21 protein-coding genes, 2 tRNA genes and 2 pseudogenes are annotated in these 23,295 nt (G+C 58.5%); 12 read left to right on the top strand and 13 right to left on the bottom strand.

Annotated features, from left to right (window positions below):
• Positions 1–713: pseudogene (locus B2P82_RS13475) on the bottom strand (thiamine pyrophosphate-dependent enzyme); the annotation flags it as partial.
• Positions 714–790: 77 nt separating this feature from the next.
• Complete coding sequence (locus B2P82_RS13470; protein ID WP_290497487.1) at positions 791–3,985, bottom strand: Eco57I restriction-modification methylase domain-containing protein; 3,195 nt, start codon at positions 3,983–3,985, stop codon at positions 791–793.
• Between the two features lie 113 nt (positions 3,986–4,098).
• Between B2P82_RS13470 and B2P82_RS13465 the strand changes: the two genes are divergently transcribed.
• Positions 4,099–4,476, top strand: coding sequence for a hypothetical protein (locus B2P82_RS13465; protein WP_290480553.1), 378 nt, complete (start codon positions 4,099–4,101; stop codon positions 4,474–4,476).
• Complete coding sequence (locus tag B2P82_RS13460; RefSeq protein ID WP_290480552.1) at positions 4,477–6,924, top strand: caspase family protein; 2,448 nt, start codon at positions 4,477–4,479, stop codon at positions 6,922–6,924. It begins immediately after the preceding gene.
• Between the two features lie 79 nt (positions 6,925–7,003).
• Here B2P82_RS13460 and B2P82_RS13455 read toward each other — a convergent pair.
• Positions 7,004–7,080 (bottom strand) — tRNA-Arg (locus tag B2P82_RS13455).
• A gap of 131 nt (positions 7,081–7,211) precedes the next feature.
• Between B2P82_RS13455 and B2P82_RS13450 the strand changes: the two genes are divergently transcribed.
• Positions 7,212–8,213: a TraB/GumN family protein gene (locus tag B2P82_RS13450; protein ID WP_290497486.1), complete on the top strand. Its 1,002-nt coding sequence runs from the start codon at positions 7,212–7,214 to the stop codon at positions 8,211–8,213.
• Positions 8,214–8,217: 4 nt separating this feature from the next.
• On the opposite strand, the gene B2P82_RS13445 is transcribed toward B2P82_RS13450, so the two are convergent.
• From B2P82_RS13445 to B2P82_RS13435, 3 genes are all read right to left on the bottom strand, one after another.
• Positions 8,218–9,033, bottom strand: a complete 816-nt coding sequence (locus B2P82_RS13445) for an inositol monophosphatase family protein (RefSeq protein ID WP_290497485.1) — start codon at positions 9,031–9,033, stop codon at positions 8,218–8,220.
• A gap of 34 nt (positions 9,034–9,067) precedes the next feature.
• Positions 9,068–9,463 (bottom strand): helix-turn-helix domain-containing protein, encoded by a 396-nt coding sequence (locus B2P82_RS13440; RefSeq protein ID WP_034816976.1) that lies wholly within the window; start codon positions 9,461–9,463, stop codon positions 9,068–9,070.
• A 295-nt stretch (positions 9,464–9,758) separates the two neighbouring features.
• Positions 9,759–10,565: an N-formylglutamate amidohydrolase gene (locus tag B2P82_RS13435; RefSeq protein WP_290497484.1), complete on the bottom strand. Its 807-nt coding sequence runs from the start codon at positions 10,563–10,565 to the stop codon at positions 9,759–9,761.
• A gap of 283 nt (positions 10,566–10,848) precedes the next feature.
• On the opposite strand from B2P82_RS13435, the gene cpdR reads away from it, so the two are divergent.
• From cpdR to B2P82_RS13415, 4 genes are all read left to right on the top strand, one after another.
• Positions 10,849–11,208, top strand: a complete 360-nt coding sequence (gene cpdR, locus B2P82_RS13430; RefSeq protein ID WP_034816978.1) for a cell cycle two-component system response regulator CpdR — start codon at positions 10,849–10,851, stop codon at positions 11,206–11,208.
• Positions 11,208–11,528, top strand: coding sequence for a hypothetical protein (locus tag B2P82_RS13425; protein ID WP_034816980.1), 321 nt, complete (start codon positions 11,208–11,210; stop codon positions 11,526–11,528). The genes cpdR and B2P82_RS13425 overlap by 1 nt, the downstream gene beginning before the upstream one ends.
• Before the next feature lie 44 nt (positions 11,529–11,572).
• A tRNA-Val gene (locus tag B2P82_RS13420) sits at positions 11,573–11,647 on the top strand.
• A gap of 65 nt (positions 11,648–11,712) precedes the next feature.
• Positions 11,713–11,988: a hypothetical protein gene (locus B2P82_RS13415; protein WP_290497483.1), complete on the top strand. Its 276-nt coding sequence runs from the start codon at positions 11,713–11,715 to the stop codon at positions 11,986–11,988.
• 64 nt (positions 11,989–12,052) lie between these two features.
• Here B2P82_RS13415 and B2P82_RS13410 read toward each other — a convergent pair whose 3' ends face one another.
• The 3 genes from B2P82_RS13410 to B2P82_RS13400 form a co-directional block, all read right to left on the bottom strand.
• Positions 12,053–14,140 carry a catalase gene (locus B2P82_RS13410; protein ID WP_290497482.1) on the bottom strand — a complete coding sequence of 696 codons (2,088 nt, stop codon included), beginning with the start codon at positions 14,138–14,140 and terminating at the stop codon, positions 12,053–12,055.
• A 162-nt stretch (positions 14,141–14,302) separates the two neighbouring features.
• A complete protein-coding gene (locus B2P82_RS13405; protein ID WP_206992073.1) occupies positions 14,303–14,746 on the bottom strand; it encodes a PA2169 family four-helix-bundle protein in 444 nt (147 codons plus the stop codon).
• A 93-nt stretch (positions 14,747–14,839) separates the two neighbouring features.
• Entirely contained in the window at positions 14,840–16,132 is a 1,293-nt protein-coding gene (locus B2P82_RS13400; protein WP_290497481.1) for an adenylosuccinate synthase, read from the bottom strand.
• 193 nt (positions 16,133–16,325) lie between these two features.
• Between B2P82_RS13400 and B2P82_RS13395 the strand changes: the two genes are divergently transcribed.
• Genes B2P82_RS13395 through B2P82_RS13380 form a run of 4 tightly spaced genes read left to right on the top strand, consistent with a single transcriptional unit; the run spans position 16,326 to position 19,130 of the window.
• Positions 16,326–17,243 carry a pirin family protein gene (locus tag B2P82_RS13395; protein ID WP_290497480.1) on the top strand — a complete coding sequence of 306 codons (918 nt, stop codon included), beginning with the start codon at positions 16,326–16,328 and terminating at the stop codon, positions 17,241–17,243.
• 13 nt (positions 17,244–17,256) lie between these two features.
• Positions 17,257–18,054: an HNH endonuclease gene (locus B2P82_RS13390; RefSeq protein WP_290497479.1), complete on the top strand. Its 798-nt coding sequence runs from the start codon at positions 17,257–17,259 to the stop codon at positions 18,052–18,054.
• 6 nt (positions 18,055–18,060) lie between these two features.
• Positions 18,061–18,450, top strand: coding sequence for an OsmC family protein (locus tag B2P82_RS13385; protein ID WP_290497478.1), 390 nt, complete (start codon positions 18,061–18,063; stop codon positions 18,448–18,450).
• Entirely contained in the window at positions 18,447–19,130 is a 684-nt protein-coding gene (locus B2P82_RS13380) for a pentapeptide repeat-containing protein (protein ID WP_290497477.1), read from the top strand. Before B2P82_RS13385 ends, B2P82_RS13380 begins: the two co-directional genes overlap by 4 nt.
• On the opposite strand, the gene B2P82_RS13375 is transcribed toward B2P82_RS13380, so the two are convergent.
• Together B2P82_RS13375 and B2P82_RS13370 are read right to left on the bottom strand one after the other, a co-directional pair.
• The gene (locus B2P82_RS13375; protein WP_290497476.1) at positions 19,108–19,605 is read right to left on the bottom strand and encodes a PAS domain-containing protein; all 498 of its coding nucleotides are present in this window, start codon (positions 19,603–19,605) and stop codon (positions 19,108–19,110) included. The two genes, B2P82_RS13380 and B2P82_RS13375, sit on opposite strands and share 23 nt — an antisense overlap.
• Positions 19,606–19,713: 108 nt before the next feature.
• The gene (locus tag B2P82_RS13370) at positions 19,714–20,187 is read right to left on the bottom strand and encodes a PAS domain-containing protein (protein ID WP_290497474.1); all 474 of its coding nucleotides are present in this window, start codon (positions 20,185–20,187) and stop codon (positions 19,714–19,716) included.
• 225 nt (positions 20,188–20,412) lie between these two features.
• On the opposite strand from B2P82_RS13370, the gene B2P82_RS13365 reads away from it, so the two are divergent.
• A complete protein-coding gene (locus B2P82_RS13365; RefSeq protein ID WP_290497472.1) occupies positions 20,413–20,997 on the top strand; it encodes a hypothetical protein in 585 nt (194 codons plus the stop codon).
• Positions 20,998–21,047: 50 nt separating this feature from the next.
• Here B2P82_RS13365 and serA read toward each other — a convergent pair whose 3' ends face one another.
• Entirely contained in the window at positions 21,048–22,625 is a 1,578-nt protein-coding gene (gene serA / locus B2P82_RS13360; protein ID WP_290497470.1) for a phosphoglycerate dehydrogenase, read from the bottom strand.
• 78 nt (positions 22,626–22,703) lie between these two features.
• Positions 22,704–23,295 (bottom strand): annotated as a pseudogene (locus B2P82_RS13355) (PLP-dependent aminotransferase family protein); the annotation flags it as partial.

Raw genomic sequence — 23,295 nt, 5'->3', positions numbered from 1 at the left:
TGGAAGATCGGCGCCTCGATCATCTTGGCGACGTCGGACGGATAGGGAGAGGAGCGCGAGAAGCGCGGATTCGTCGTAAAACCGATCTGGTTGTTGATGATGAAGTGAAGCGTGCCGGCGACGCGGTGCCCGCGCAGGCCGGACAGGCCCAGACATTCCGCAACCACGCCCTGCCCGGCGAAGGCCGCGTCGCCGTGCAGGAGCAACGGCAGCACTTTCACGCGTTCGGGCAGCGGCACGATCTCCTCGCGCTTGCGCCCGAATATCTGGTCCTGCTTGGCGCGCGCCTTGCCCATCACCACCGGATTGACGATTTCCAGATGGGACGGATTGGCGGTCAGCGACAGATGCACGGTGTTGCCGTCGAACTCCCGATCCGACGAGGCGCCGAGATGGTATTTGACGTCGCCCGACCCTTCGACGTCGTCGGGCGCGAAGGAGCCGCCCTTGAACTCGTGGAAGATCGCCCGGTGCGGCTTGCCCATCACCTGGGAAAGCACGTTGAGCCGGCCGCGATGCGCCATGCCCAGCACGACTTCCTTCATCCCCAGCGCGCCGCCGCGCTTGAGGTAGGTGCGCGCCCACGACAGATAGTATTTGAGTTTCAGCGTTTCGCCGTCTGGCATTGTATAGGCTTGTTCTTCCTCGCTGACGCCTTCCAACTCGATGATGCGCTCGTCCAACTCATGAAGGCTGGCAGAACCACCGAGGTCGCGCAGCGCGTTCAGTGTTGCCAGCATCAGCTTGGGAAGCTCTGGAAACTTCTTAGGTTCGATGACGAATGTGCGGGTCATATGTTCGCTTCCAAGACTTCGATTTCTTCGGGCGCCAGGTCGAAGAGGTCATAGACGATGGCGTCGATTTCGGCTTCGGCATGTTCAATCTTTGCAGTCAGGCGGGCGATTTCTGCCTTGTCGCGGGTGATCCAGTCTTGCCATGCGGAGCGCTCTGCCAGCGGAATATCGACCTTGAATACCTTCTTCACCTCTGCGCGGAATGCGGCAAAATCCGGCAGGGTCCACCATTCCTTCAGGCGGTTTGTCAGTTTCGGGTCGCGATCGGGTGGGCACAGGTCGGGAATACGGCGGATGAGTGCTGTTTGGAGTTCGAGGCGAGACCTAGCCGCCGATGAGGCCTGCGTTGCAAAATTGCCGACTACCTCCTGTTCTTTACCGTTCCAGTCGGGAATCGGAATGGTTTCAACGTATTGCACTCGCAATTCATGGTAACCGCCTCGCACGGGCGGACTCATTGACGAAACCATGAACCAAGAAATGTTACTATTGAGAAATGCGAGCAGAGCCATTGAGTCGCTCGGAACAAAATAGGACTTATCGTTCGAAAACGCGCCAAACGGTTCGATCGAAAAGTTTCGCTCGGCGTTGAAGTGCGGATAACTAATTTTTGGTGCTTGAAAATACGGCGCATAGGCTTCTTGCGCTTGTTGCAATTCGAACCACTCTTGTTTTGTTGCGCGGTTTTCCAGCCGGTCCTTGAAGGGTAAAAGCCAATCGCGTATGGCGGGATAGTCTTCGATCCTGATCCTGTTCTTAGGAATGTAAATCAGCCAAAGACCACGCGGTTCGGCGCGCCAGCGCTTCAGGTCCTTTCCCTCCAAAAAGGGCTTAAGAACGTCCGCCGATTGTGGGTCCTGGGCACAAAGTCTTTCCTTGGTCGGGGTATCGATGACGAAGGCTTCATTGAGGCCGGTCTTGATGCCATACATCGGTGAACCATAAACCTCTTTCAGGGTCTTCCTGCCGGTCCTGATCTTGCCGCGTAGGGTGCGTAAGTCGTCGCTTTCCAGTTCCCATGATCCGCTGCCTAAAGCCTTTTGTAGATAGGGAGCCGCCGCCTTATCCCATGCGGCAAGGAAGTTACTATCGGGAAGGTCGTTGAGCTTCCAGAAGTTCAAGGCATGACCGGCCTCCGCCTTGCCGCGCCGCAAAATGAGGATGGCCGGATAGGTGGTCACGCCCTCGAAGATTTGCAGGTCACCAAAATCCACGACGCTTTCGATATTCGCCTCGCGTAGCAGATATTCGCGTAGATTCTGACCTGAACCGGTTTTAAAAAACGTGTTCGAGGAAATGTAGCCTAGCCGCCCACCCGGTTTGAGCAGTCGCAGACCGCGCTCATAGAAATAACAATAGAGGTCCGCACGGTCCGAAACCACCTCATAGCGCGTTTCCAGATAGGGCTTCATTTGCTTGATCAGTTCCATGCGCACATATGGTGGATTGCCAAGCACGATATCGAAGCCACCGTCCGTGAACACATCGGGAAAGGCCTTTCTCCATGAAAACCCATGTTCGAGATAGGCAAAGCTGGAATCCTCGATCAGGCTATCACCGACGAGAATATTCTTGTCGAGACTATCGAGGGCCTTGCCTTTTTGAGCGGTCTTGACCCAAAGTGATAGCTTGGCGATTTCGACGCTTTCAGAGTTAACATCCACGCCGAACAGATTGTTCGTCAGGATTTCGGAATCCGGCATGTAGTCGAATAGGCCGCTATCATAGGCAGCTTTCGGTCGCAGTTCGACGATCTTGCGGTTCACGCGATGCAATTCGGCTTTGAGATAGTCGAATGCCATGACGAGAAAGACCCCTGATCCGCAAGCCGGATCCACAATGCGCAATGTCTTGACCCGGTCGCGATAGGTTTCCCATGCTTCCAGTTCGCCGGATTTCTTGCGCCACTGGATGGCTTCGTAGTCATTGGCGTCTGACCCTTTGGTCATGAAGGGGGCAAGGCTCTCGGCGAACAGGTCTTCTAGATGCTTGCCGATAGTCTGCTCGACGATGAAACGAGCGATATAGTCCGGAGTGTAGACGACGCCGTCACGCTTGCGCCGCCCGCTTGTGCCGGTCTTCTTCTCTTCTTCGACGGTTTCGCCGCGCGCCTCTGCCTGGAGGCGTTCGACGTCTGCGATGGACTGCTCGAATATATGTCCAAGCACGGTGACAGACACCTCAGATGCGAAGTCGTAGTCGCCGATTTTTTTGAATCCCTCACAAACGTCGTCCGGAAGGGTGAGATAGTCCGCGATTTTGTCAGGTGCGAAGAGGCCACCGTTGTAGGGTGGCACGTCGAGCGCGTGATTGCCTTTGTCGATGGCGGCGAACAGGCCTTTGAAGTTTTCCCATATCGGCTTTGGATTGAATGGGTCAGAGTGCACGAATGCCTTTTCGAGGATGTGCGAAGGAAGAAGGCCTGTATCCTCTGCGAAGGCGATAAACAGGATACGGTCGAGGATTTTCTGTGCAGCGGCGATGGCTTCGAGCGGCGGTATGGTGGTCGCAGTTTCGCGGATCGTATTGATCAGGTTGGAGCGGAGCTGCTTATAGTCGCGGTACAGCGCGTCCGTAATATCCTTGTCTTCCCTCCGGCACTCTTCGAGCAAGGCTTGCGTCTTGCCGGTCAAGAGATTGTCCGCCGCCAGCAATAGCATGAGGCGCGTGTATTCCTGAGGATTGGTCAGGTCGGCGAGGTTGAAGACTTCGTAGGCTGATGTGCCCTCGCCAAAGCCATAGAGGCGGATTTCGACATAGTTCGAGACCAGAACCCATTTCACGCCTGCCTGATTGGTCGCGTATTCCCATGCTTGTTGAACCGGCGTCTTGTTGCGCCCCGGCATGATCGCATCGAGGTCTTTTGTTTTTGCGCCTTTGAGTTCAAACGGGGCGATGATGTCAGAGGTCGTGGCGGTAAACTGGCCAAGGGCCAGGTCCACTGATCCTTGCAGAATCGCCTCTTCGGTCGAGACAGTATAGGTCTCATTGCCGGACGGGCCTTGATAGCCAAGGACGCCCTGAACGATTTTGGACGTGAACTCGCCGTGAAGGGCGGTTTCCTTGAAGGCGTATATCCTTCCGGATTTTATGTCGTCCGACCATTCGGTCAGAATCTTCAAGTGTCCGGGTGGGATCTGAGCGTCGCCTTTAATTCTCTTGTTGATCGTTTTCGGCGTGAACAGATTCATGGTCGCACTTTCAATTTTTCGGCGTTTCGACGCGAAATTTTAGATTATGCGGTCTTGATAATCGACTCTTAAATATAACCGGTTAATCTGGCCGATGCTTCAGGAGGTGCCGAATGAGTGGTGTCGTCGTAAATCTGGGCGCCTTGAAAGACGCGGCAGCGAGATACGGTAACATGCTGCGCGCTCCCGCTGGTGCAAAAGGGAAAGTCGTTCGAAGCACATTGTTGCGGGTTGAAGGCGATGACCTGATCGTTGACACCCCCTTTGTGAAAACGAGCTTGCCTATAGTCAAAGGAAAGTGGTCGCGAGAGATGTCTGTTAATGCACGCGACTTCAGCGCCATGGTGGATTGGTGCGCCAAAGCCTGGAAAGATGTCGGTGGTGAAAACTTAGACGTCACAGTTCGGTCAACACCGAATAGCGTGGAGATTCGCTGGACAGATGGAAAATCTGCTCGGTCTCGGGGAGTTCCAGCTGGAGTGTCCAAGTAGGTGGCCGCTGCGAAAATAGAACAAAGCACCAATCCGTTGGAAAGAGTGGCAGTGCTTTGCTCTCGTGTGATCCTACTCGTATTCATTTGGTCTTATTGTTCGATTCCTGCTCAGGCAGAGAGGCGCGTCGCGCTGGTTGTGGAACAGAAAATCTACAGCGGCAATTTGAGTGACATAGAATTGGCTTCCGAGGAGGCCGAATTGGTCGCTACAGCACTTGAGCAATCGGGTTTTGAAGTTGGACGTGTTCGCAATTTGACTAGTCAGGGGTTGCAGGATGCGGTGAGCGATTTTCGTAGGTTGGTGAAATCGTCAACGACTAAACAAACAATTGCTTTTCTCTACTATACGGGTCACGGAGCGAATGACCCAGCTCAGCATGAAAGCTATTTGCTTGGTACCGATGCCGAAATCCATACGATCGATGATCTGGATCGTGCAGGCCTGAGCATTTCTTCTATACGCGATGCTTTTGACTTACTTGGAGCGAAGGCTGTTGTTCTGGTCTTTGATGCTTGTCGAGATGAGGGGGCTCTTGCTTCCGTCGCTTCGGGACCAAAAGGAATGAAGCGGCTGGATCCTGGTGCGCAAGGCGTCGATGCGCGAGGACTCGAAATTGTTGAAGCGCAGAATGACATGCTTATCGCCTATTCAACGGGTGTAGGCGCTACCGCCATCGAGGGAAATTTCGCTCCCGAGCTCGCTGAGGCGTTGGTGCGTCCTTACCAAAGCATCGAAACAGCATTTGCCTGGACTCAGCGCCGGGTGGCTCAGCGCACTTTTGGAGGACAAAAGCCTTGGACCAACAATTTGCTTTACGGAGAAGAGCTGTGTTTGATCTCCTGTGCGCCTGCCTACCTTGTGTCAGCGGGGGAGCAAGCAGGCATCAGCGCGGATCAAGCTAAACACATTTTGGCGTCATTTGGCTTTACGAACATACCGTTCGAGGACTGGCCGGAAAAGCTTTTAGAAAGTGCAGAACGGCTCAAGAGCCTTGAGGCAATGTTGAGCGAGGGGGATAACGAAGATCAGACTGGTGCACTACTGACTGAGGCCCGAACGGCTTTGAGCATTGCAGATTTTGCTCGTGCGGATGAACTTCTTGCGGAGGCAGCGAAGCGAGATCTAGCAGCAGGCTATAGCCGCTTGCAAAGTGCTGCAGAAGCGATCGAACAACGCGCGGAATTGGCAGAAATCGAAAGTCGCTTTGTAGATGCCGCCAACCTCTATTCGGAAGCGGCCAATTTGATGCTCGCGGTTGATCAAGCTGAATGGGCGAGATTGAAATACAATCAGGGTACGTTTCTCTACGAGGCAGGGAAGTATAGCGCCGAACGCGCTTTGCTTATACAGGCAGTCTCGACATTTCGCGAAGTGCTAAGAGTATACAGCTATGAGCACACACCACTCGATTGGGCGATGGCCCAGAACAATCTGGGAATCACGTTAGCAGAACTGGGAGAGCGTGGTGATCAGCCAGCACTTATTGAGGCGCTCGATGCATTTCGAGAGGCACTGAAGGTCTACAATAGAAGTCGTCTGTCCGATTGGGCTGAAACGCAGGTAAATATTGGAAATGTCCTTCTGGCTCTGTATGAGCGCGGGAAGGACGAAGCACTTGAGCCGTCGATAGGGGCATATCGTAAAGCTCTCTCTGTGCAGCGCCAAAAACACGAGCCGCTTGCCTGGGCCTCCACACAAAACAATCTAGGAATTGCTCTGGTGGCTCGCGGCGAGCGAGGAGATGAGGCAGCTCTGAAAGAGGCAGTTTTGTGCTTTCGTGAGGCGCTGCGAGAATACAGGCGAGAGCGACAACCGTTCGATTGGGCTATGACGCAAAATAATCTGGGTTATGCGCTTTCTGCATTGGGGGAAAATGGTGACGATCGTGCGCTGGACGAAGCAGTCGTTTCCTTTAGATATGCTTTGAATGAGTACACTAGAGAAAAAACTCCATTGGATTGGGCAATGGTCCAAAACAATCTCGGTGCGATATTGTTCGCTATTGGTGAGCAAGGTGATGATTTGGCCTTAGCGCAAGCGGTTGTCGCCTATCGTGAGGCGTTGAAGGAACTCACGCGCGATCGAAGTCCGTCCGATTGGGCAATGACCCAGTATAATTTGGGCTTGGCTCTAGCTGCTATGGATGAAGAGAATGGGGGTGAGACGCTTGAGGAAGCTATTGTAGCCTTTCGTCTCGCATTGTCCGAACGGACCCGCGAGCGTGATCCAGTGAAATGGGCATTTACTCAATACAACCTTGGCGTTGCCATCTTGGCTTTCGAGGAACGCGGGAATCGTTCGGGCGGTTCTGAAGCGGTTGATGCGTTATCCAGCGCGCTGGGTGTTTTTGCAGCCGAGCAGATGCAGGTAGAGCACGACACGGCCTTGCTGGCGCTTCGGCGCGCGCAGCTGCTAACCGGAAAGCTTCCAGTAGAGGCGAGGTGACAATACCAGTCGTGCTTACTATGTGATTACTTTTTGGCGTGAGCCCATGCTGGCGGATGGCCTAAGTCATTGAAAAATATGGCGCACCCAAGAGGATTCGAACCTCTGACCTCTGCCTTCGGAGGGCAGCGCTCTATCCAGCTGAGCTATGGGTGCAAACCGAAGCAGGTGAATACGGCAACCGGCGAGTGAGTGCAACGCCGGAGTGCGGTTTGCGCAGCGCTGGGTGCTTGCGCCTTGATCACTTTGGGCTAGGTCTGGAACAGACACAGATTCAGGAGCCAGACATGCGGACTTTCACCATTGCGATGACCGTCACAGCCATGGCGCTGTTGCTGGGCCTTCCGGCCTGCGGGGCACGGAAAGAGCCCAGCCCGGCAGTGCCTCAGGAAGAGCCCGCAGACCGAGCGGCGCAACTGGAAGCGCAGAAGGCTGCTTATGAGGCCGCGTTGAGCGAAGCGGAAGCTTCCCGAGGGGCAGGGGAGCCAGCCTTGTGGACGCTGCAGGACGAAGACACGACGCTTTACATATTTGGTACGGTGCACTTGCTCCGCCCGGAGTTGGAATGGCGCAGCGATGAGATGGATGCCGCCCTCGCGGAGGCTGATACGGTCGTCTTTGAGGCAGATGTCACAAGCCAGGCTGCGGCGTCCGAAATGATGAAGTTCATCTCCACACAAGGCATGCTGCAAAACGGTCAGCAATTGTCGAGTTTGCTCAGCGAACTGGAGCGCGCAGAGCTTCAAAAGGCGCTTGACCATGTCGGACTGCCACTCGGCGCGATTGAGCCGATGCGGCCGTGGTGGGCGGCGGTGAATCTCTCTGTTCTGCAGATCAAGAAGGAAGGCTTCGACCCGAATGCCGGCGTAGAAACCGTTCTGGGCGCAGAAGCTCGCGCGGCTGGCAAGTCATTCGCCTATCTGGAGACAATAGACGAGCAGTTGGGCCGTCTCGCCAATATGCCCACAGATGTGCAGGTCGATTTCCTTGTGAGCTCTGCCGAGTCCATCGAGGAGGGGGGAGATGTGCTCGATACGCTGGTGTCCGAGTGGGTTGATGGCGATGTGCACGGGATTGGCCTGCTCATGTCCAATCCGGACATGATGGGGTCAGACGATGTCTATGATGCACTGTTGAAGTCTCGTAACGAGATCTGGGTTGGCAAGATCGAAGCCATGCTGGAAGAGCCCGGTACGCGCTTGATCGCTGTCGGAGCCGGTCATCTGGCTGGTGAAGACAGCGTTATCGAAATGTTGGAAGCCAAAGGCTACGAGGTCGAGGGCCCGTAGGCGCTCATGTATCGGCAGACCGGCGGAGCGCCAACAGCGCTTGCTCGAGGATTTCCGCGCTGGCACAGCAGACGATCTGACCGCCGAGCTTTGGTTCGTTGCCACGCCAGTCCGTCGCGACGCCACCTGCGCCCCGCACAACCGGGATCAGCGCGGCCACATCCCATGCTTTCAGACCGCTTTCTGCCACAAGGTCGATCGTGCCGGCGGCTAGCCGGGCATAAGCGTAGGCGTCCAGCCCATAGCGGCTGATCCGAGCTGTAGCTCTCAGATGGGTCCATGCGCCCTGTTCGGCGGGGTTCAGGATAAAGGGATCTGTCGTGGAGATGACTGCTTCGCGGAGGTCTCGGCAGTCGGAGACCTGGATCGGTGTTTGTGTCCCCGCGCGCTGAACCGCTGCACCCCCCGGCCAGCCGAGATAACGCTCGTCCAGAACGGGCTGGTCAATGATGCCGATGACGGGCGTGCCCGTTTCATCGCACAAGGCAATCAATGTGGTCCAACTCGGCAGGCCGGCTACGAAAGCGCGCGTGCCATCTATCGGATCCAGTAACCAAGTGAAGCCGTTCTTCGAAGGTTTAGCGGGGAATTCCTCGCCAGTAACGCCGTGATCGGGCCGTTCCGCTTCGATCAGGGCGCGCATCGCCGCTTCGGCGCCCGTGTCGGCGGCCGTCACGGGGTCAAATTCGGCGTGTGGTATTGTGATCTTGTTGTCGACGGCATCCAGTGCACGAAAATGCGGCCGGATCGCTGACCAGGCCGCATCTGCGAGACGACCTGCAAAGGTCAGCTCATCTTCGAGGGAGTAGGAATTTGTCATGCGGGCATGGGATTGCCCCGCCCCGCGCTGGGCGTCAAGCGACGCCCGTGCTGCTGGTGTCGCCTTCCAGCGCCTTGGCCAGTTCCAGGAGGCGTTTGCGGGGGCGCTCGCCGAGGCGATAGTAGGCGCGAACCAGTTCCAACGTCTCTTTTTGCGAAAGAATATCGCCTTCCATGCGTTCGGCGTCATTCGCGGCATCCGGTGCGTCTGCTGCGGGAATGCCGTCGAAGAAGTATTGCACTGAGACGTTCATGGCTTTCGCCAGTTCATAGAGTCGAGATGCCGTGATGCGGTTGGCACCGCATTCATACTTCTGGATCTGCTGGAAACGCACGCCTACCTGACTCGCAAGGTCCTGTTGGGTCATGCCCAGCAGGCGGCGGCGGCGGCGAAGGCGTTTGCCTACGTGCAGGTCGGTTTCATCAGCCATGTTCAGCTCCTTGCGGATGGGACCGCTCTCAGTCCCAAAACGGGATGTTCGGGCTGGTCTCTCGCAAATGGCGTGCCGGTGGTCACATTTGCCTAAAATTTGGGCTGCATTTCCAAATTGCAGGAATTTGCCAAATCATCGGTTGCGTTTTGTGCGCCGCAACATAAATCTGGTCTTGCACTCCGGTGCAGACGCCTCTGGCGTTTCCTCCCTTTGACCTTGGCCGCGCTCTCGTAGCGCGGCCTTTTTTTTGGAAGTAACGCGGATCTGTTGCAATTGCAGGGTATTCCGCCGATCAGTGCCGACCGATCTGGGTCGCGACGTCGAGGATTTCGACGACAATAGCGGACAAGGCTTGCTGCATTTGCGCAAAGCCGGCACTGGTCTCGACCGCTTGTTCATCCATGTACAGTCCGCGATTGATCTCGATCTGTACCGCATGGAAGTCTCGCTTGGGGCGGCCATAACGACGTGTCGTATACCCTCCTGCATAGGGCGCATTCCGCGCAACGCTGAACCCGTTCGCTCGGAATGCGCGCTCAATTCGCCCCGTCAGACGTGGGTCACAGCTGGAGCCGAACCGATCCCCCAACACAATATCTGCCAGATTGCGACGCCCAGGCTGGACGCTGGGCATTGAGTGGCAGTCAATAAGGAAGGCCCGGCCGTGCCGCTCCTTCAGACTGCCCAGCTCAGTCGCCAGGCACTGGTGATAGATGTCGTGAATGCCGGACAGGCGCGCTTCTCCTTCTGATCGGGTAAGGCGGCGCGCATAAATCGCCTCTCCCCTGGCTGCGACACGCGGCAAGCAGCCGAGCCCGGCTTCCACACGCGCTGTCGGCATGCCGCAGGGGCGAGGGACTCCATCACTGAACATGTTTGGGTCGAGTTCCCGTGGGTCGCGATTGAGATCAGCGACTGTGCGAGCATATTTCGCCGCCACGAGTATGCCGCCCTGCTCAGGAACGGCGCTGAACAACTCGTCCACGAACGCATCTTCCGTCTGGCGTACGGTGTCCACCGGTACGCAGAGTGCCTCACGCATTTCTTGCGGATAGAGACTGCCCGAATGCGGCGAGGCGAAAATGACTGGCGCCAACATTTTTTCCGGGGTTACCAGCCGGTACGGCGTTTCATAACGAGGCGTGGCCGCAGGGCTGTCCTGCGAACCGGCCGTTCGCTGAAAATGTTCAGGTCTGTCAAGAAATTGGGGGGCGTCTGTCATTCAGCACATCGTTTCTTTGTTTGCCTGAAGGTCAAGCCTTTTCACGAGAATCCAGCCGGTGCCCGCAGTTATTTCCGACTTTAAGTCCGCAGATATTCACGCCTGATTTACCGAACTGCGTCTTTATGCTTAGGGTTCTACCGAGAAGAGGGTATTCCGCGTGACCAAGATTTTGCTGGCCGAAGATGACGATTCCATGCGCTTGTTCCTGGCCGCCGCTCTGCGTCGCGCCGGACACGAGATCCAGGATTACGCTGACGGCGAAAGCGCGTTGTCCGCGTTGGAGCGCGAAGTGTTCGATCTGCTGCTGACCGATATTGTCATGCCCGGCCTTGATGGAATCGAACTGGCACGCCGGGGCGCCGAACTCGACCCGGCCATGAAAATCGTCTTCATTACGGGGTTCGCCGCCGTGGCGCTCTCCTCCGGGGCTCCGACACCTGCAGGCGCGAAAGTCCTGTCCAAACCCTTCCATCTCCGCGAAATCGTGGATGAGGTCGACAAGGTGATGGCGGCCTGATGGGGCGCGGCTCCGACATCGAGCCTCCCAAGCTGCTGAAATCCCTATCCCATGACGCTGGCCGGCACTTCTTTGATGCGCCGGCTGCGATGAGTATGGATGAATGCATGCTGCGCCTGAATTTTCTGGATGGCGCGAACATAGTGTCGCTTACGCCCTCGGAGCTTGGACACTGGTTGTCATTCGAGTTTGAGGGACATGCCTTTTCCGCAAATGACCCGTTTGGCGAAGTCTGGTTTTTTGCCGAAGACCCTGCGACACCGGAGCCAATACTGCAGAAAATTGCGCTCTGCGTCGTTACACCGCCAAACCCGGCTTGACGGCGCGCGCTGAATTATCCATTACCCCTGCTTCCGAATGGATCGGGCGGTTAGCTCAGTGGTAGAGCACTACGTTGACATCGTAGGGGTCACAAGTTCGAACCTTGTACCGCCCACCATTCCGAAGTCTTCCGAAACCTCCTGAAACCTGCCGCGTTGTTTTAAAAAATGACGGGATGTTTCCATGATTGATCCAGATTTGCCGGATGCCGATATGTTCGTCGTCTATTACACCGGCGGGAAAATGCTGCAGGCCTCCAACATCTCTCTGATGACCCGGAAGCTGGATGAACGTCTGTTTCTTGTTTCGACGCCGGAGACGCAGTCCAGACTCTACCACCACGTCAAACGCCTGGCCCAGCCGGACGCCCTGTTCGTCGGTCGCCTGGACTCCCTGCCCAAATTCAAAGGGATGGAAGAAGGCACCACAAAATGGGTCCGCCGTATGATGGACGCATAAAAAAGGAAGGCGAACTGGCCGCCTTCCTTCATGTTCGTTTCAATTCCGGGGCAGGGGCCTTGTTCTAGCCGTCAAGGTCAACCATCGGTTCGCGATCCCAATGGCGGAGCTTGCCGAGTGTCTTCACGAAACCGGGCACATCTCCGGTCTTGCTGAGCGCGACGCAGCCCTCATCCTTCGCATCCCAGACGCTGGCCTTCTCCATGAGAGGTTGGGCCGTTTCGACATAGCCGATGAATTTGCAATGCGCGAACGCGTCTGCCACGAAATCCCGGCTCGGGGCGTCGTTCTTGACCATGTCTGCCCCCTCCTCGGAGATTAGCAGGGCGACGGCATCGAAGAGGACCGATGGACCGCCATCGATTTTCTCGTCGGCCTCCATGTGCGACCCGTCACTGAGTGTGATGCCGCCCACTTTCGGGCTGATCAGCATCGTCATGCCGCCAGCGGAGGTCACTTCCTTCTTCAGCGCGTTCAGGAGGTCTGCATCCGCGCCGTCCGTAGCAAAGATACCCAGTTTGCGGCCTGCGAAACTGTCTGGAGCGTTCTTCAGGATGCTCAGGGGATCGGAAGCAGGCAGGTCCGTGATGGGAGGGCTGGCCGGATCAGCCGCTGGCGGCATGTCGGTTACGCCGAGGCCATCCGCCACTTTCTTCGCCAAGTCCTCATCGATGTTCAGCAGGTGAGACAGCATGCGAAGACGGATTTCCATCTTCTGAACCTTGCTGAGTTCGAAGGTCAGGGCATCTGCCATATGTTTTTGCTCGACCTTGGTCTGGCTCACATAGAATTGGCGGGCCTGGCTGTAATGATCGGCGAAGGATTCGGGGCGCAGGCGCGTCTTTTCTCCGCCAACCGGCTCGGCATAGGATCGATACCCCTTGGCGGGATCTTCGCGCGGTCCGCCTTCTTCCGGTCCCCAGCTGTTCGGTTCGTAATTGGCGCGGCCTTTGGGATTCTCCATCGCCATATGGCCATCCTGCTGGAAATGGCGCATCGGGCATTGCGGACGGTTGATCGGGATATGTGTAAAGTTCGGGCCACCAAGGCGTTTCAACTGGGTGTCGAGATAGGAGAAGTTGCGGCCCTGCAGCAGCGGGTCGGCCGTGAAGTCGACGCCGGGCACAATATTCTGTGTGCAGAAGGCGACCTGTTCAGTCTCGGCGAAGAAATTGTCGACGACGCGGTTCAGGACCATGCGTCCGACAATGCGGACTGGCACTTGTTCTTCCGGAATGAGCTTGGTCGCATCCAGTACGTCGAACTCAAAATTCTCGGCAAATTCCTCGTCGAACAATTGCACACCGAGTTCCCATTCCGGATAGTCGCCCATCTGGATGGCATCCCACATGTCGCGGCGGTGGAAGTCCGGGTCGGCGCCATTGATCTTCAGGGCTTCGTTCCAAGCTACCGATTGCAGGCCCTGCTTTGGTTTCCAGTGGAACTTCACAAAGGTTGCTTTGCCTTCGGCATTCACAAACCGGAATGTGTGGACGCCGAAGCCTTCCATGAACCGCAGGGAACGGGGAATGGTCCGATCGGACATGATCCACATGACCATGTTCATGGATTCCGGAGACAGGGAGATGAAATCCCAGAAATTGTCATGTGCTGTCTGGGCCTGCGGGAAGCCCCGGTCCGGTGCCGGCTTGGCCGCATGAATCAGGTCTGGAAACTTGATGGCGTCCTGAATGAAGAAGACAGGGATGTTGTTGCCCACAATATCCCAGTTGCCTTCTTTCGTGTAGAATTTCACGGCGAAACCCCGCACATCGCGCGCAAGATCGGGCGAGCCCTTATTGCCAGCCACGGTAGAAAAGCGGGCGAAGACATTGGTCTTCTCACCTTTTCTCTGGAAAATGTCTGCCGTGGTGACGTCCTCAAGCGTATCCAGTGTCTCGAAATAGCCATGCGCGCCGTAGCCGCGGGCATGCACGACGCGTTCAGGAATGCGCTCATGGTCGAAGTGGAAAATCTTTTCACGGAAGATGAAGTCTTCAGTCAGCATCGGTCCGCGCGCGCCCGCTTTCAGATGGTTCTGGTCGTCGGCAATGGGCATGCCTTGCTGGGTGGTCATGGTCTCGTAGCCATCCTTAGTTGACTGATGAGGTGCGCCGCCATCGTCGAGGGAAAGGTCTGGTTTGTCGGACATGAGTGAAATCCATCTGCTGGTTGGAGGGTGTTCTAATCAACTGCGCGACGGGCTCATTGGTTCCTCGCATATGCGGCTTTCATCCCCCTTCGAGGGAATCCAATGAAAGGGGGCGGCTCCAGAAAACAGAACCGCCCCTCAAAATTTCTGCTATGCCTGTATTCAGCTCAAGCTGTCCGCAAAGGCTTCGCCAGAGCGGGCGCTCGAATAGGCTTCTTCCAGAAGGGCGCGGGACTGGCCCTGGACTTCGGACTTTTCAAGGCGATCCTTGATCGAGTCGGCCAGGTGTTCTTCGCCGTCATCAATCGCCTCAAGGGCAGCTTTTCTGTCGTCCTGAAACATGGACGAGAACTCGGTCAAGGCGCGATGAAGCGACCCAAGCGTACCACCCTCAGTTTGGGGTTCGCCGCCGAGAGTACGGACCTGCTGCTGGAAGCGGCTGATCAGTGCTGCGCGATCACTGGCGCGCTTCTGGAACTGGGTGCGAAACGCAAAACTCTCATCTGAGAGTTCAGCGCATTTCTCATAGCCCTTGCGGCTGTCGATCAGCACTTTGGTGACGTCGTTGAGGGCGTCAATTTCGGTTTTGTTGATTGTGTCGGTCATTTGGAAACTCCTCGTTGTCTGTCCTGACCAACAGGGAGACAAGGCATGAGTTCCCGACAGAAAACCTTAAATGACGGACATGATCAAAGGCGCTTAGCCCTCGAACGGGTCTTTCATCAGGATGACGTCTTCGCGTTCCGGTGACGTGGAGACCAGCGCACACGGTTTGCCGACCAGTTCTTCGAGGCGGCGCACATACTTGACCGCTTCTGCCGGAAGGTCCGCCCAGGATCGCGCACCGGCGGTTGAGCCTTTCCAGCCCTGAAGCGTCTCATAGACGGGCTCTACAGCGGCCTGGTCGGTCAGGCCGGCAGGGTAGTGGTCAATCGTCTCGCCATTCAGCCTGTAGGCGACGCAGACCTTGATCTCGTCAAAGCCGTCCAGCACGTCGAGCTTGGTCAGGGCGAGGCCGGTAACGCCGGAGGTCGCACAGGCCTGACGCACCATCACACTGTCAAACCAGCCGCAGCGGCGGGCGCGGCCCGTGTTCACGCCGACTTCGCGGCCGACCGTGCCAAGGCGTTCGCCGATCTCATTGTCCTGTTCGGTGGGGAAGGGACCTGAGCCAACACGGGTCGTGTAAGCCTTTGCGAGGCCCAGCACATAGGAGATTGCGCCAGGGCCAACGCCTGAGCCAGCGGAGGCATTTCCTGCCACCACATTGGACGATGTGACGAAGGGATACGTGCCGTGGTCAACATCCAGCATCACGCCTTGAGCGCCTTCGAACAGAATGCGGCTGCCTGCGCGGACCTGTTCGTCGAGCAGTTTCCAGACCGGCTTGGCATAGGCCAGGATCTGGTCGGCGATCTTGAGCAGTTCTGCTTTCAGCTCGGCGCCGTCTGGTTCTGGCAAGCCAACGCCGATGCGCAGCGGCTTGTGGTGGGCCAGCAGGCGCTCGATCTTCATGTCGAGGGCGGCCGGGTCTGCGAGGTCTGCGACGCGGATGGCGCGGCGGCCGACGCGGTCTTCATAGGCCGGGCCGATGCCGCGCTTGGTCGTGCCGATCTTCACGCCGGAATTCGAGCCTTCGCGCATTTCGTCGAGTTCGCGGTGAACCGGCAGGATCAGCACGGCGTTCTCGGCAATCTTGAGGTTTTCGGGCGTGACCTTCACGCCCTTGGAAGCGATCTCGTCCACTTCCCTGGCGAAGGCCCAGGGATCGAGCACCACGCCATTGCCGAGAATGGAAAGCTTGCCCTTGCGCACGATGCCGGACGGCAGCAGCGAGAGCTTGTAGGTGACGCCATCGATGACGAGCGTATGGCCGGCATTGTGGCCCCCCTGGAAGCGCACCACGACATCGGCGCGCTCCGACAGCCAGTCCACGATCTTGCCCTTGCCCTCGTCTCCCCACTGGGAGCCGACTACCGCCACATTTGCCATTTGATTCAATGCCTTAGGAAGTGAGCGCCTGCCCCGGCCCGGCGATCAAGCGGACCCCCAGACAAGCCGAAAGCCCCCTTGGCCTTTTGGGCCGGGGGCTTTGAGATTGTCTATCCGATCGGGAGGCCGATGGGAAGGGACTTTGACCCTGCCGGCAGCTATCCTTCGCCGTGACCGAGATGGAGTTTCGAGTATGAGCTGGATGCCCGACAAGGAGCCCGTGGCGGGGGACCGGAAATCCTGCGACGCGCTGGAATTCGCCGTGGTGCCGCGCGCCCGTGACATCGGCAATTTCGAGGTGCGGCGCGCGCTGCCGCAGGCGAAGCGGCAGATGGTCGGGCCCTTCATCTTTCTCGACCAGATGGGCCCGGCGGCGATGCCGGCCGGCGTCGGCATGGATGTGCGGCCGCATCCCCATATCGGCCTTTCGACGGTCACCTATCTCTTCGAGGGCGCGATCATGCATCGCGACAGCGAGGGCAATGCGCTCGAAATCCTGCCCGGCGCCATGAACCTGATGACGGCGGGGCGCGGCATCGCGCATTCGGAGCGCACCCCGGATGCCGAGCGCAAGAACGGCCAGCGCCTTTCCGGCATGCAGAGCTGGGTGGCGCTGCCGAAGGCGCTGGAGGAGACCGATCCGGGTTTCCAGCACTATCCCGAAACGGATCTCCCCGTCGTGACGGACGAGGGCGTGAGCGCCCGCGTGATCGCGGGCGACGTTTTCGGCAAGCGCTCGCCGGTGAAGACTCTCTCCGACTGGTTCTACGCCGATGTGGCGCTCGAAACCGGCAGGAGCGTGCCGCTCGACACGGATTACGAGGAACGCGCGATCTATGTCGCGGAGGGCAAGGTCGAGATTGCCGGCGACACGTTCGAGGGGCCGCAGCTTCTGATCTTCCGGCCCGGCGACCGCATCACCGTGAAAGCGGCGGCGCCCACGCGCATGATGCTGCTGGGCGGCGCGGCCATGGAAGGGTCGCGCCATATCTGGTGGAACTTCGTCTCGTCGAGCAGGGAGCGCATCGAACAGGCGAAGGAAGACTGGGCGCAGGGGCGTTTCAGGGCGGTGCCCGGCGAAACCGAATTCATCCCCCTACCGGAGCGTTGAGCGGAGAACTGCTGTGGCTGTTAAGCTTGTAAGCACAAAGGAAGACGTAGTTAAAAACGTTTCAAGGTTCAGACGTTATGAAACCGGCAGCGTCGCGGACAGAGATTTTTTCAGAGACAAGATAAGGACCGGCAAACAATTCGTAGTCATCAGAGAAAGAGATCACTACGTCTTTGCACCAAGCAAATTTGCAGGTTACAAAAATAACAATAGAGGAATGCATGTTAGTGATCTTGGCAGCAGAGACGGTCGCATCACCAATCGTGCATTAAACAATGTTCTTGGAGGCCCATTTGGCCCCAACGATTCGCGCCACAAAAGAATTGACGCAGCTTTCTTACGTTACTGCCGCCAGATAGGTGTCACCCCTATCAAACCGAGCCCCGCGCGGAAATACTGGTTCCACACCACTCAATTAAAGGAACGCGGCCGTCCAACTCCGGTCACAGCATTTACATATCCCGAAGATCTGTCGCCGTACAAAAAATATCCCGAAGGCACACCCCAGACAGTAACCGTGGACCGCTGGGAACGAAGCGCCAGCGCCCGCAAAGCTTGCATCGAGCACTACGGAGCTATCTGCCGAGTCTGCAAATTTGACTTTGAGAAGTTATATGGAGAGATCGGGCGCGGCTATATGCACGTCCACCATCTAGTTCCCATTTCGAAGAGAAAAGAGAAGTACGAGGTCGATCCAATAAAAGGTTTGCAACCAGTCTGCCCCAACTGCCACGCAATGTTGCATGCTGGAGGAAAAGTACGAAGCATCAAGAAACTAAAAGCGCTCATACTCTCTAACAGCATGAAGTAGGAAGCTATGGCGACAAGCATACATCTCGTCAGCAAGGCGGGCGTGTTCCAGGAGATCGAAGCGCGCCAGCATCGCCTGACGGCAGACGAACCGGAACACAATCACGGCACCGACAAGGGCCCCGCGCCTTACGAGTTGCTGCTCGCCTCGCTCGCGGCCTGCTCGTCGGCGACACTCAGAATGTATGCCGACCGCAAGGGCTGGGACCTCGGCACGATCACGGCCGACCTGAAGTTCAAGCGCGATCCGGACGGAAACGAAACGATCGACCGGGTGATATCCTTCAGCGAAAAGCTCGCCGAAGAGCAGATGGAGCGCATTCGCGACATCATCGAGAAAACGCCGGTAACGAAGACGCTGAAACGCGGCACACCGATAAGCACGAGATTCGAATGAAGTATCTTCCGGCCGCCATCGCGGCGCTTGCCTGCCTCGTTCCCTTCACATCTCCCAATGCGCAGCCTTCACCGGAGGTGGAAAAACGCGTGGCGGCAATGGTCGCCGTCCAGTTCAAGACAATCCTGAACTGCGAACGCTGCGACCTTGCAGGCGCGGACCTGAGCGGACAGTTCCTGCGGCTTGCGGCGTTCCAGAGCACCAACCTCGAAGGCGCGGACATCAACGGCGCGGAACTGACCGGCATCCACTTGAATCGCGCCAATCTCGACGGCGCCGACCTCTCGCGCACCAACATGGCCGGCGCGGTGCTGACCGGCGCGTCGCTCCGGAACACGAACCTTGCCTATGCGCGGCTCGATGCGGTGCGCATGGCGGGCGCGGACTTCACCGGCGCGAACCTCACGGGCGCCAATCTGCGGATGCTCGAATATGTGGAAGGAACGAGTTTCGCCGGCGTCACCGCACGCGGTGCGATTTTCCGCCACGCCTATCTTTCCCGCGTGAACATTGCGGGCGCGGATTTTTCCGGAGCCGACTTTACCCGCTCGAAGGGCCTCACCAACACACAGCTCGCGACTGCCTGCGGCGACGAACACACGATCCTGCCGCCGGGGCTGAAGATTCCCCCCTGCAAGGCGGGAAACGAGACGCCGATCAGGCCACAAGAGACCAGGTGAGACACCGCTTCCGGCTTGCCGATTCCTTGTCCGTGAAATAGCTCGCCGCGCGAAGGATCATGTTGACGGCGCCATCGTCGCCGATGAGCGGAAGCTCCAGCGATTCCATCGAGAGCCAGGGCCGCACGTGCCAGTCCAGACGGGCGAGACGGCGATAGGGCCGCCCTTCTTCCATGACGGTACGCAGCCCCTCGAAGATTTCTTCCCAGGCCGGACCGTAAAGCGCGGCGCTGACCCAGCAGCCGGTCGCGTCGCGGCCGAGCCGCTCGACGATCTCGGTGCCGACGAGACGATGGCGAAAGCCAAGCGGCTCGCGCCGCACATCGATCAGATTGATGACAGGCAGATAGGGCTTGATCTCCGAAGGCAGAAGATCGGAACGCGACGGCGCGAGTCTCTCGCCTTTCTTGTTCCGCCAGTAAGCATAGAGCCTGTCGAGCCGCGGGTCGCGAAACCCGGTATCCCCTTCATTCATCTTGCCCCCCGGCAATACACGATACAGAGGGAAAGTCTCGACCGGGCAAGGTTAAGGAGAGGTTACCGCGCCGCCAACGAGACGGCCGCTATACCGCGAGCGGCCAGCTCATGCGGCCGGCGACGCCCCAGTCGGCGCCGACGGTGAAGTGGCTCGCGNNGCGCCGCGCAGGATCATGCTGACGCGGCCATCATCGCCGAGAAGCGGCATTTCGAGGGATTCCATGGCAAGCCAGGGCCGCGCGAACCAGTCGAGCCGGGCAAGCCGCCGATAGGGCCGAACCTCCCAGGCGACGGCAGCAAGACCGTCGAAGATCTGCGGCGCCATGCAGCCGTAAATCTCCTCATCGACCCACTTGCCGGTAACGTCGCGCCCCAGCCGCTCGACAAGCTCCGCACCGACGAGCCGATGGCGAAAGGCGAGCGGATCTTCGTGAACGTCGATCAGATGAACGATCGGAAGAAGCGCGGGAATTTCCATCGGCTTGATGTTGCGCCGGGGTGGTGCCCGATGGTTGCCCCGCTTGCCGCGCCAGTAAGCAAAGAGCTTCGCGAGACGCGAGTCACCGAACTCGTTTTCCATTGCCACCCCCGGAGCGCCCCAACTTCCCCACCGACGGTCTTACCCCGGAGAGCGGTACGGCGCAATAAAGCGGCCGATCCGGAGGCGGGCGGCATCCATGCTCGCTCCGCCTTCCGCCATGCTGGCACATGGAGGCATTCGGGTAGATCATGAGCTTCGGCTGGGCGGGGCCCCGCATCCGGTCTTGAAGCCCGAAATGCTCCGTACGGAACAACGAGGTGAAAGATGAGCGATCCGGTCAACGATCTGCATATGCGCATCCAGGCCCTGCAACTCGAACTCGAGGCGGAAGTTGCCCGGCAGGCCGCCGCCCTGCGCTACGGGCTGGAACATGGCCGCGCGGTCTTCGAAGAGGAGATACTGCGCCGGCACCGCGAGTTGCAGACACGGCTCGGTCGCTACATCCTGAACGCGAAGCCGCTTGTCGTGCTGACGGCACCCGTCATTTACTCGCTGATCGTGCCGCTGGTCTTTCTCGACATCTGCGTGACGATCTACCAGGCGGTCTGCTTTCCGGCCTATGGCATCGAGAAGGTGAAGCGGAGCGACTACCTGATCTTCGACCGCAGCCATCTCGCCTATCTCAATGCACTCGAGAAACTGAACTGCGCCTATTGTTCCTATGCCAACGGGCTCATCGCCTATGTGCGCGAGATCGCGGGCCGCACGGAAGCCTATTGGTGCCCGATCAAGCACGCGAAGAAGGCCCTCGGCGCCCATGAGCACTATCTCGCCTTTGCCGCCTTCGGCGACGCGGAGGCCTACCGGCGGCAGATCGCGGAACTGGAGGAAGCCGCAAAAAGGAAATAGGCGGCGCTCCGGAGAACGCCGCCTTCATTTTCCGTTCGCCGAAGCGCCGTTCAGAAGCTGAGCGCCTTCACCTGCACGACATGCGGCAGAGCCTGGATCTCGGCAAGCGTGTCGGCGGGAACGTCGGCATCGACTTCGATGAGGCAGATCGCATCGCCGCCTGCCGCTTCGCGGCCGAGATTGAAGTTCGCGATGTTGATGCCGGCCTTGCCGAGCGTCGACCCGAGCGCGCCGATGAAGCCCGGCTTGTCCTGGTTGGTGACATAGAGCATGTGCGGACCGAGCGCCGCTTCCATGTTGACGCCCTTGATCTGAATGATGCGCGGCAAACCGCCCGAAAAGACTGTACCGGCGACCGAACGCTCCTGCCGCTCCGTCTTCACGACGATGCGGATATAGGTTTCGTAGGCGCCCTGCTGCTCGCGCTTCACTTCCGACACCTTGATGTCGCGCTCCTTGGCGATCACCGGCGCGGAGACCATGTTCACATCTTCGAGCTGCGGCTTCAGGAGACCGGTGAGCGCGGCGTTGGTGAGCACGCGCGTGTTCATCTCGGCGACATCGCCCGCATATTCGACGGTGACTTCCGAGATGCCACTCTCGGTGAGCTGGCCCGCAAAGGAGCCGAGCTGGCGCGCAAGCGTGAGGAACGGCGTAAGCTTCGGCGCTTCTTCCGCCGAGACGGCAGGCACGTTGATCGAATTGGTGATCGCGCCGGTGAGAAGATAATCGGCCATCTGCTCGGCGACCTGCAACGCGACGTTCTCCTGCGCTTCCGATGTGGAAGCACCGAGATGCGGCGTGCAGATGACCTGCTCCATGCCGAAGAGCGGGTTTTCCTTGGCAGGTTCTTCCTCGAACACGTCGAGCGCCGCGCCCGCGACATGACCGCTTTCGATGGCGGCCTTGAGATCGGCTTCGACGATGAGGCCGCCACGTGCGCAATTGACGATGCGGACGCCCTTCTTGCACTTGGCGATGTTCTCGGCGTTCAGGATATTGCGCGTCTTGTCGGTCAAGGGCGTGTGCAGCGTGATGAAATCGGCGCGCTTCAGGAGGTCTTCAAGCTCGACCTTCTCGACACCCATGTCCTGCGCGCGCTCCGGCGTGAGGAAGGGGTCGAAGGCGATGACCTTCATGCGGAGCCCAAGGCCGCGATCGGCGACGATGGAACCGATATTGCCGCAGCCGATGACGCCGAGCACCTTGCCGGTGACTTCGACGCCCATGAATTTCGATTTCTCCCACTTGCCTGCATGGGTTGAGGCATTCGCCTGCGGAATGTCGCGGGCAAGAGAGAGCATCATGGCGATGGCGTGTTCGGCGGTCGTGATGGAATTGCCGAAGGGCGTGTTCATGACGATGACACCGGCGGCGGTGGCGGCCGGAAGATCGACATTGTCGACGCCGATGCCGGCGCGGCCGACGACCTTGAGCTTCTTGGCCGCCTCGAGAGCCGGAGGCGTCACCTTGGTCGCCGAGCGGATCGCAAGACCGTCATACTCGCCGATGATCTTGATGAGTTCGTCGCGGTCGAGACCGGTCTTCACGTCGACTTCGAGGCCGCGATCCTTGAAGATCTGGACGGCGGCGGGAGAGAGCTTGTCGGAAATCAGAACCTTGGGCATTCATGCCTCCTGGCTGGATAGGGCCTGCCGGCGGGGCGCGATGCCCGCCGGATCAGGACCGAAAACGAATGGAATGACTTACGCTGCCGCCTTGAGCGAGGCGATGGCTTCCGCGAAGGCCCAGTCGAGCCAGGGCATCAGCGCGCGCATGTCGGTCGCTTCGACCGTCGCGCCCGCCCAGATGCGAAGACCCGCCGGGGCATCGCGATAGCCCGCGATGTCGTTGGCAACGCCTTCCTTGTCGAGAAGATCGGCGATCTTCTTCGCGAAGGCGACCTGATCGTCTTCGGAGAGCGAAGTGACGCGCTCGTCGACGATCTTGAGGCAGACGGAAGTGTTGGAGCGGGTCTCGATCTTCTCAGCGAGGAACTCGGCCCAGGGCGTACGGCCGACCCATTCGGCGATGACGGCGGCGTTCGCGTCCGCGCGGCCGATGAGCGACTTGAGGCCGCCAATGCTGTCCGCCCAGTTCAATGCATCGAGATAGTCCTCGACGCAGATCATGGACGGCGTGTTGATCGTCTCGCCCTTGANNCGTTGAGCTTGCCGCCCTTGGTCATCCGGAAGATCTTCGGCAACGGCCATGCAGGCGTGTAGCTCTCCAGCCGTTCGACGGCGCGGGGAGAGAGGATCAGGACGCCATGCGCCGCCTCGCCGCCGAGCACCTTCT

Source organism: Hyphomonas sp. UBA4494 (assembly GCF_002388935.1).
In the GTDB taxonomy this organism is placed as follows: domain Bacteria; phylum Pseudomonadota; class Alphaproteobacteria; order Caulobacterales; family Hyphomonadaceae; genus Hyphomonas.
This window is presented reverse-complemented; position numbering and strand designations above follow the sequence as displayed.

What these genes read in the sequence shown, in the direction of transcription:
- B2P82_RS13470 (WP_290497487.1), bottom strand. Translation starts at nt 3,985, where the DNA reads ATGAATCTGTTCACGCCGAAAACGATCAACAAGAGAATTAAAGGCGAC.
- B2P82_RS13465 (WP_290480553.1), top strand. Translation starts at nt 4,099, where the DNA reads ATGAGTGGTGTCGTCGTAAATCTGGGCGCCTTGAAAGACGCGGCAGCG.
- B2P82_RS13450 (WP_290497486.1), top strand. Translation starts at nt 7,212, where the DNA reads ATGCGGACTTTCACCATTGCGATGACCGTCACAGCCATGGCGCTGTTG.
- B2P82_RS13445 (WP_290497485.1), bottom strand. Translation starts at nt 9,033, where the DNA reads ATGACAAATTCCTACTCCCTCGAAGATGAGCTGACCTTTGCAGGTCGT.
- B2P82_RS13440 (WP_034816976.1), bottom strand. Translation starts at nt 9,463, where the DNA reads ATGGCTGATGAAACCGACCTGCACGTAGGCAAACGCCTTCGCCGCCGC.
- B2P82_RS13435 (WP_290497484.1), bottom strand. Translation starts at nt 10,565, where the DNA reads ATGTTGGCGCCAGTCATTTTCGCCTCGCCGCATTCGGGCAGTCTCTAT.
- B2P82_RS13425 (WP_034816980.1), top strand. Translation starts at nt 11,208, where the DNA reads ATGGGGCGCGGCTCCGACATCGAGCCTCCCAAGCTGCTGAAATCCCTA.
- B2P82_RS13415 (WP_290497483.1), top strand. Translation starts at nt 11,713, where the DNA reads ATGATTGATCCAGATTTGCCGGATGCCGATATGTTCGTCGTCTATTAC.
- B2P82_RS13410 (WP_290497482.1), bottom strand. Translation starts at nt 14,140, where the DNA reads ATGTCCGACAAACCAGACCTTTCCCTCGACGATGGCGGCGCACCTCAT.
- B2P82_RS13405 (WP_206992073.1), bottom strand. Translation starts at nt 14,746, where the DNA reads ATGACCGACACAATCAACAAAACCGAAATTGACGCCCTCAACGACGTC.
- B2P82_RS13400 (WP_290497481.1), bottom strand. Translation starts at nt 16,132, where the DNA reads ATGGCAAATGTGGCGGTAGTCGGCTCCCAGTGGGGAGACGAGGGCAAG.
- B2P82_RS13395 (WP_290497480.1), top strand. Translation starts at nt 16,326, where the DNA reads ATGAGCTGGATGCCCGACAAGGAGCCCGTGGCGGGGGACCGGAAATCC.
- B2P82_RS13385 (WP_290497478.1), top strand. Translation starts at nt 18,061, where the DNA reads ATGGCGACAAGCATACATCTCGTCAGCAAGGCGGGCGTGTTCCAGGAG.
- B2P82_RS13380 (WP_290497477.1), top strand. Translation starts at nt 18,447, where the DNA reads ATGAAGTATCTTCCGGCCGCCATCGCGGCGCTTGCCTGCCTCGTTCCC.
- B2P82_RS13375 (WP_290497476.1), bottom strand. Translation starts at nt 19,605, where the DNA reads ATGAATGAAGGGGATACCGGGTTTCGCGACCCGCGGCTCGACAGGCTC.
- B2P82_RS13365 (WP_290497472.1), top strand. Translation starts at nt 20,413, where the DNA reads ATGAGCGATCCGGTCAACGATCTGCATATGCGCATCCAGGCCCTGCAA.
- serA (WP_290497470.1), bottom strand. Translation starts at nt 22,625, where the DNA reads ATGCCCAAGGTTCTGATTTCCGACAAGCTCTCTCCCGCCGCCGTCCAG.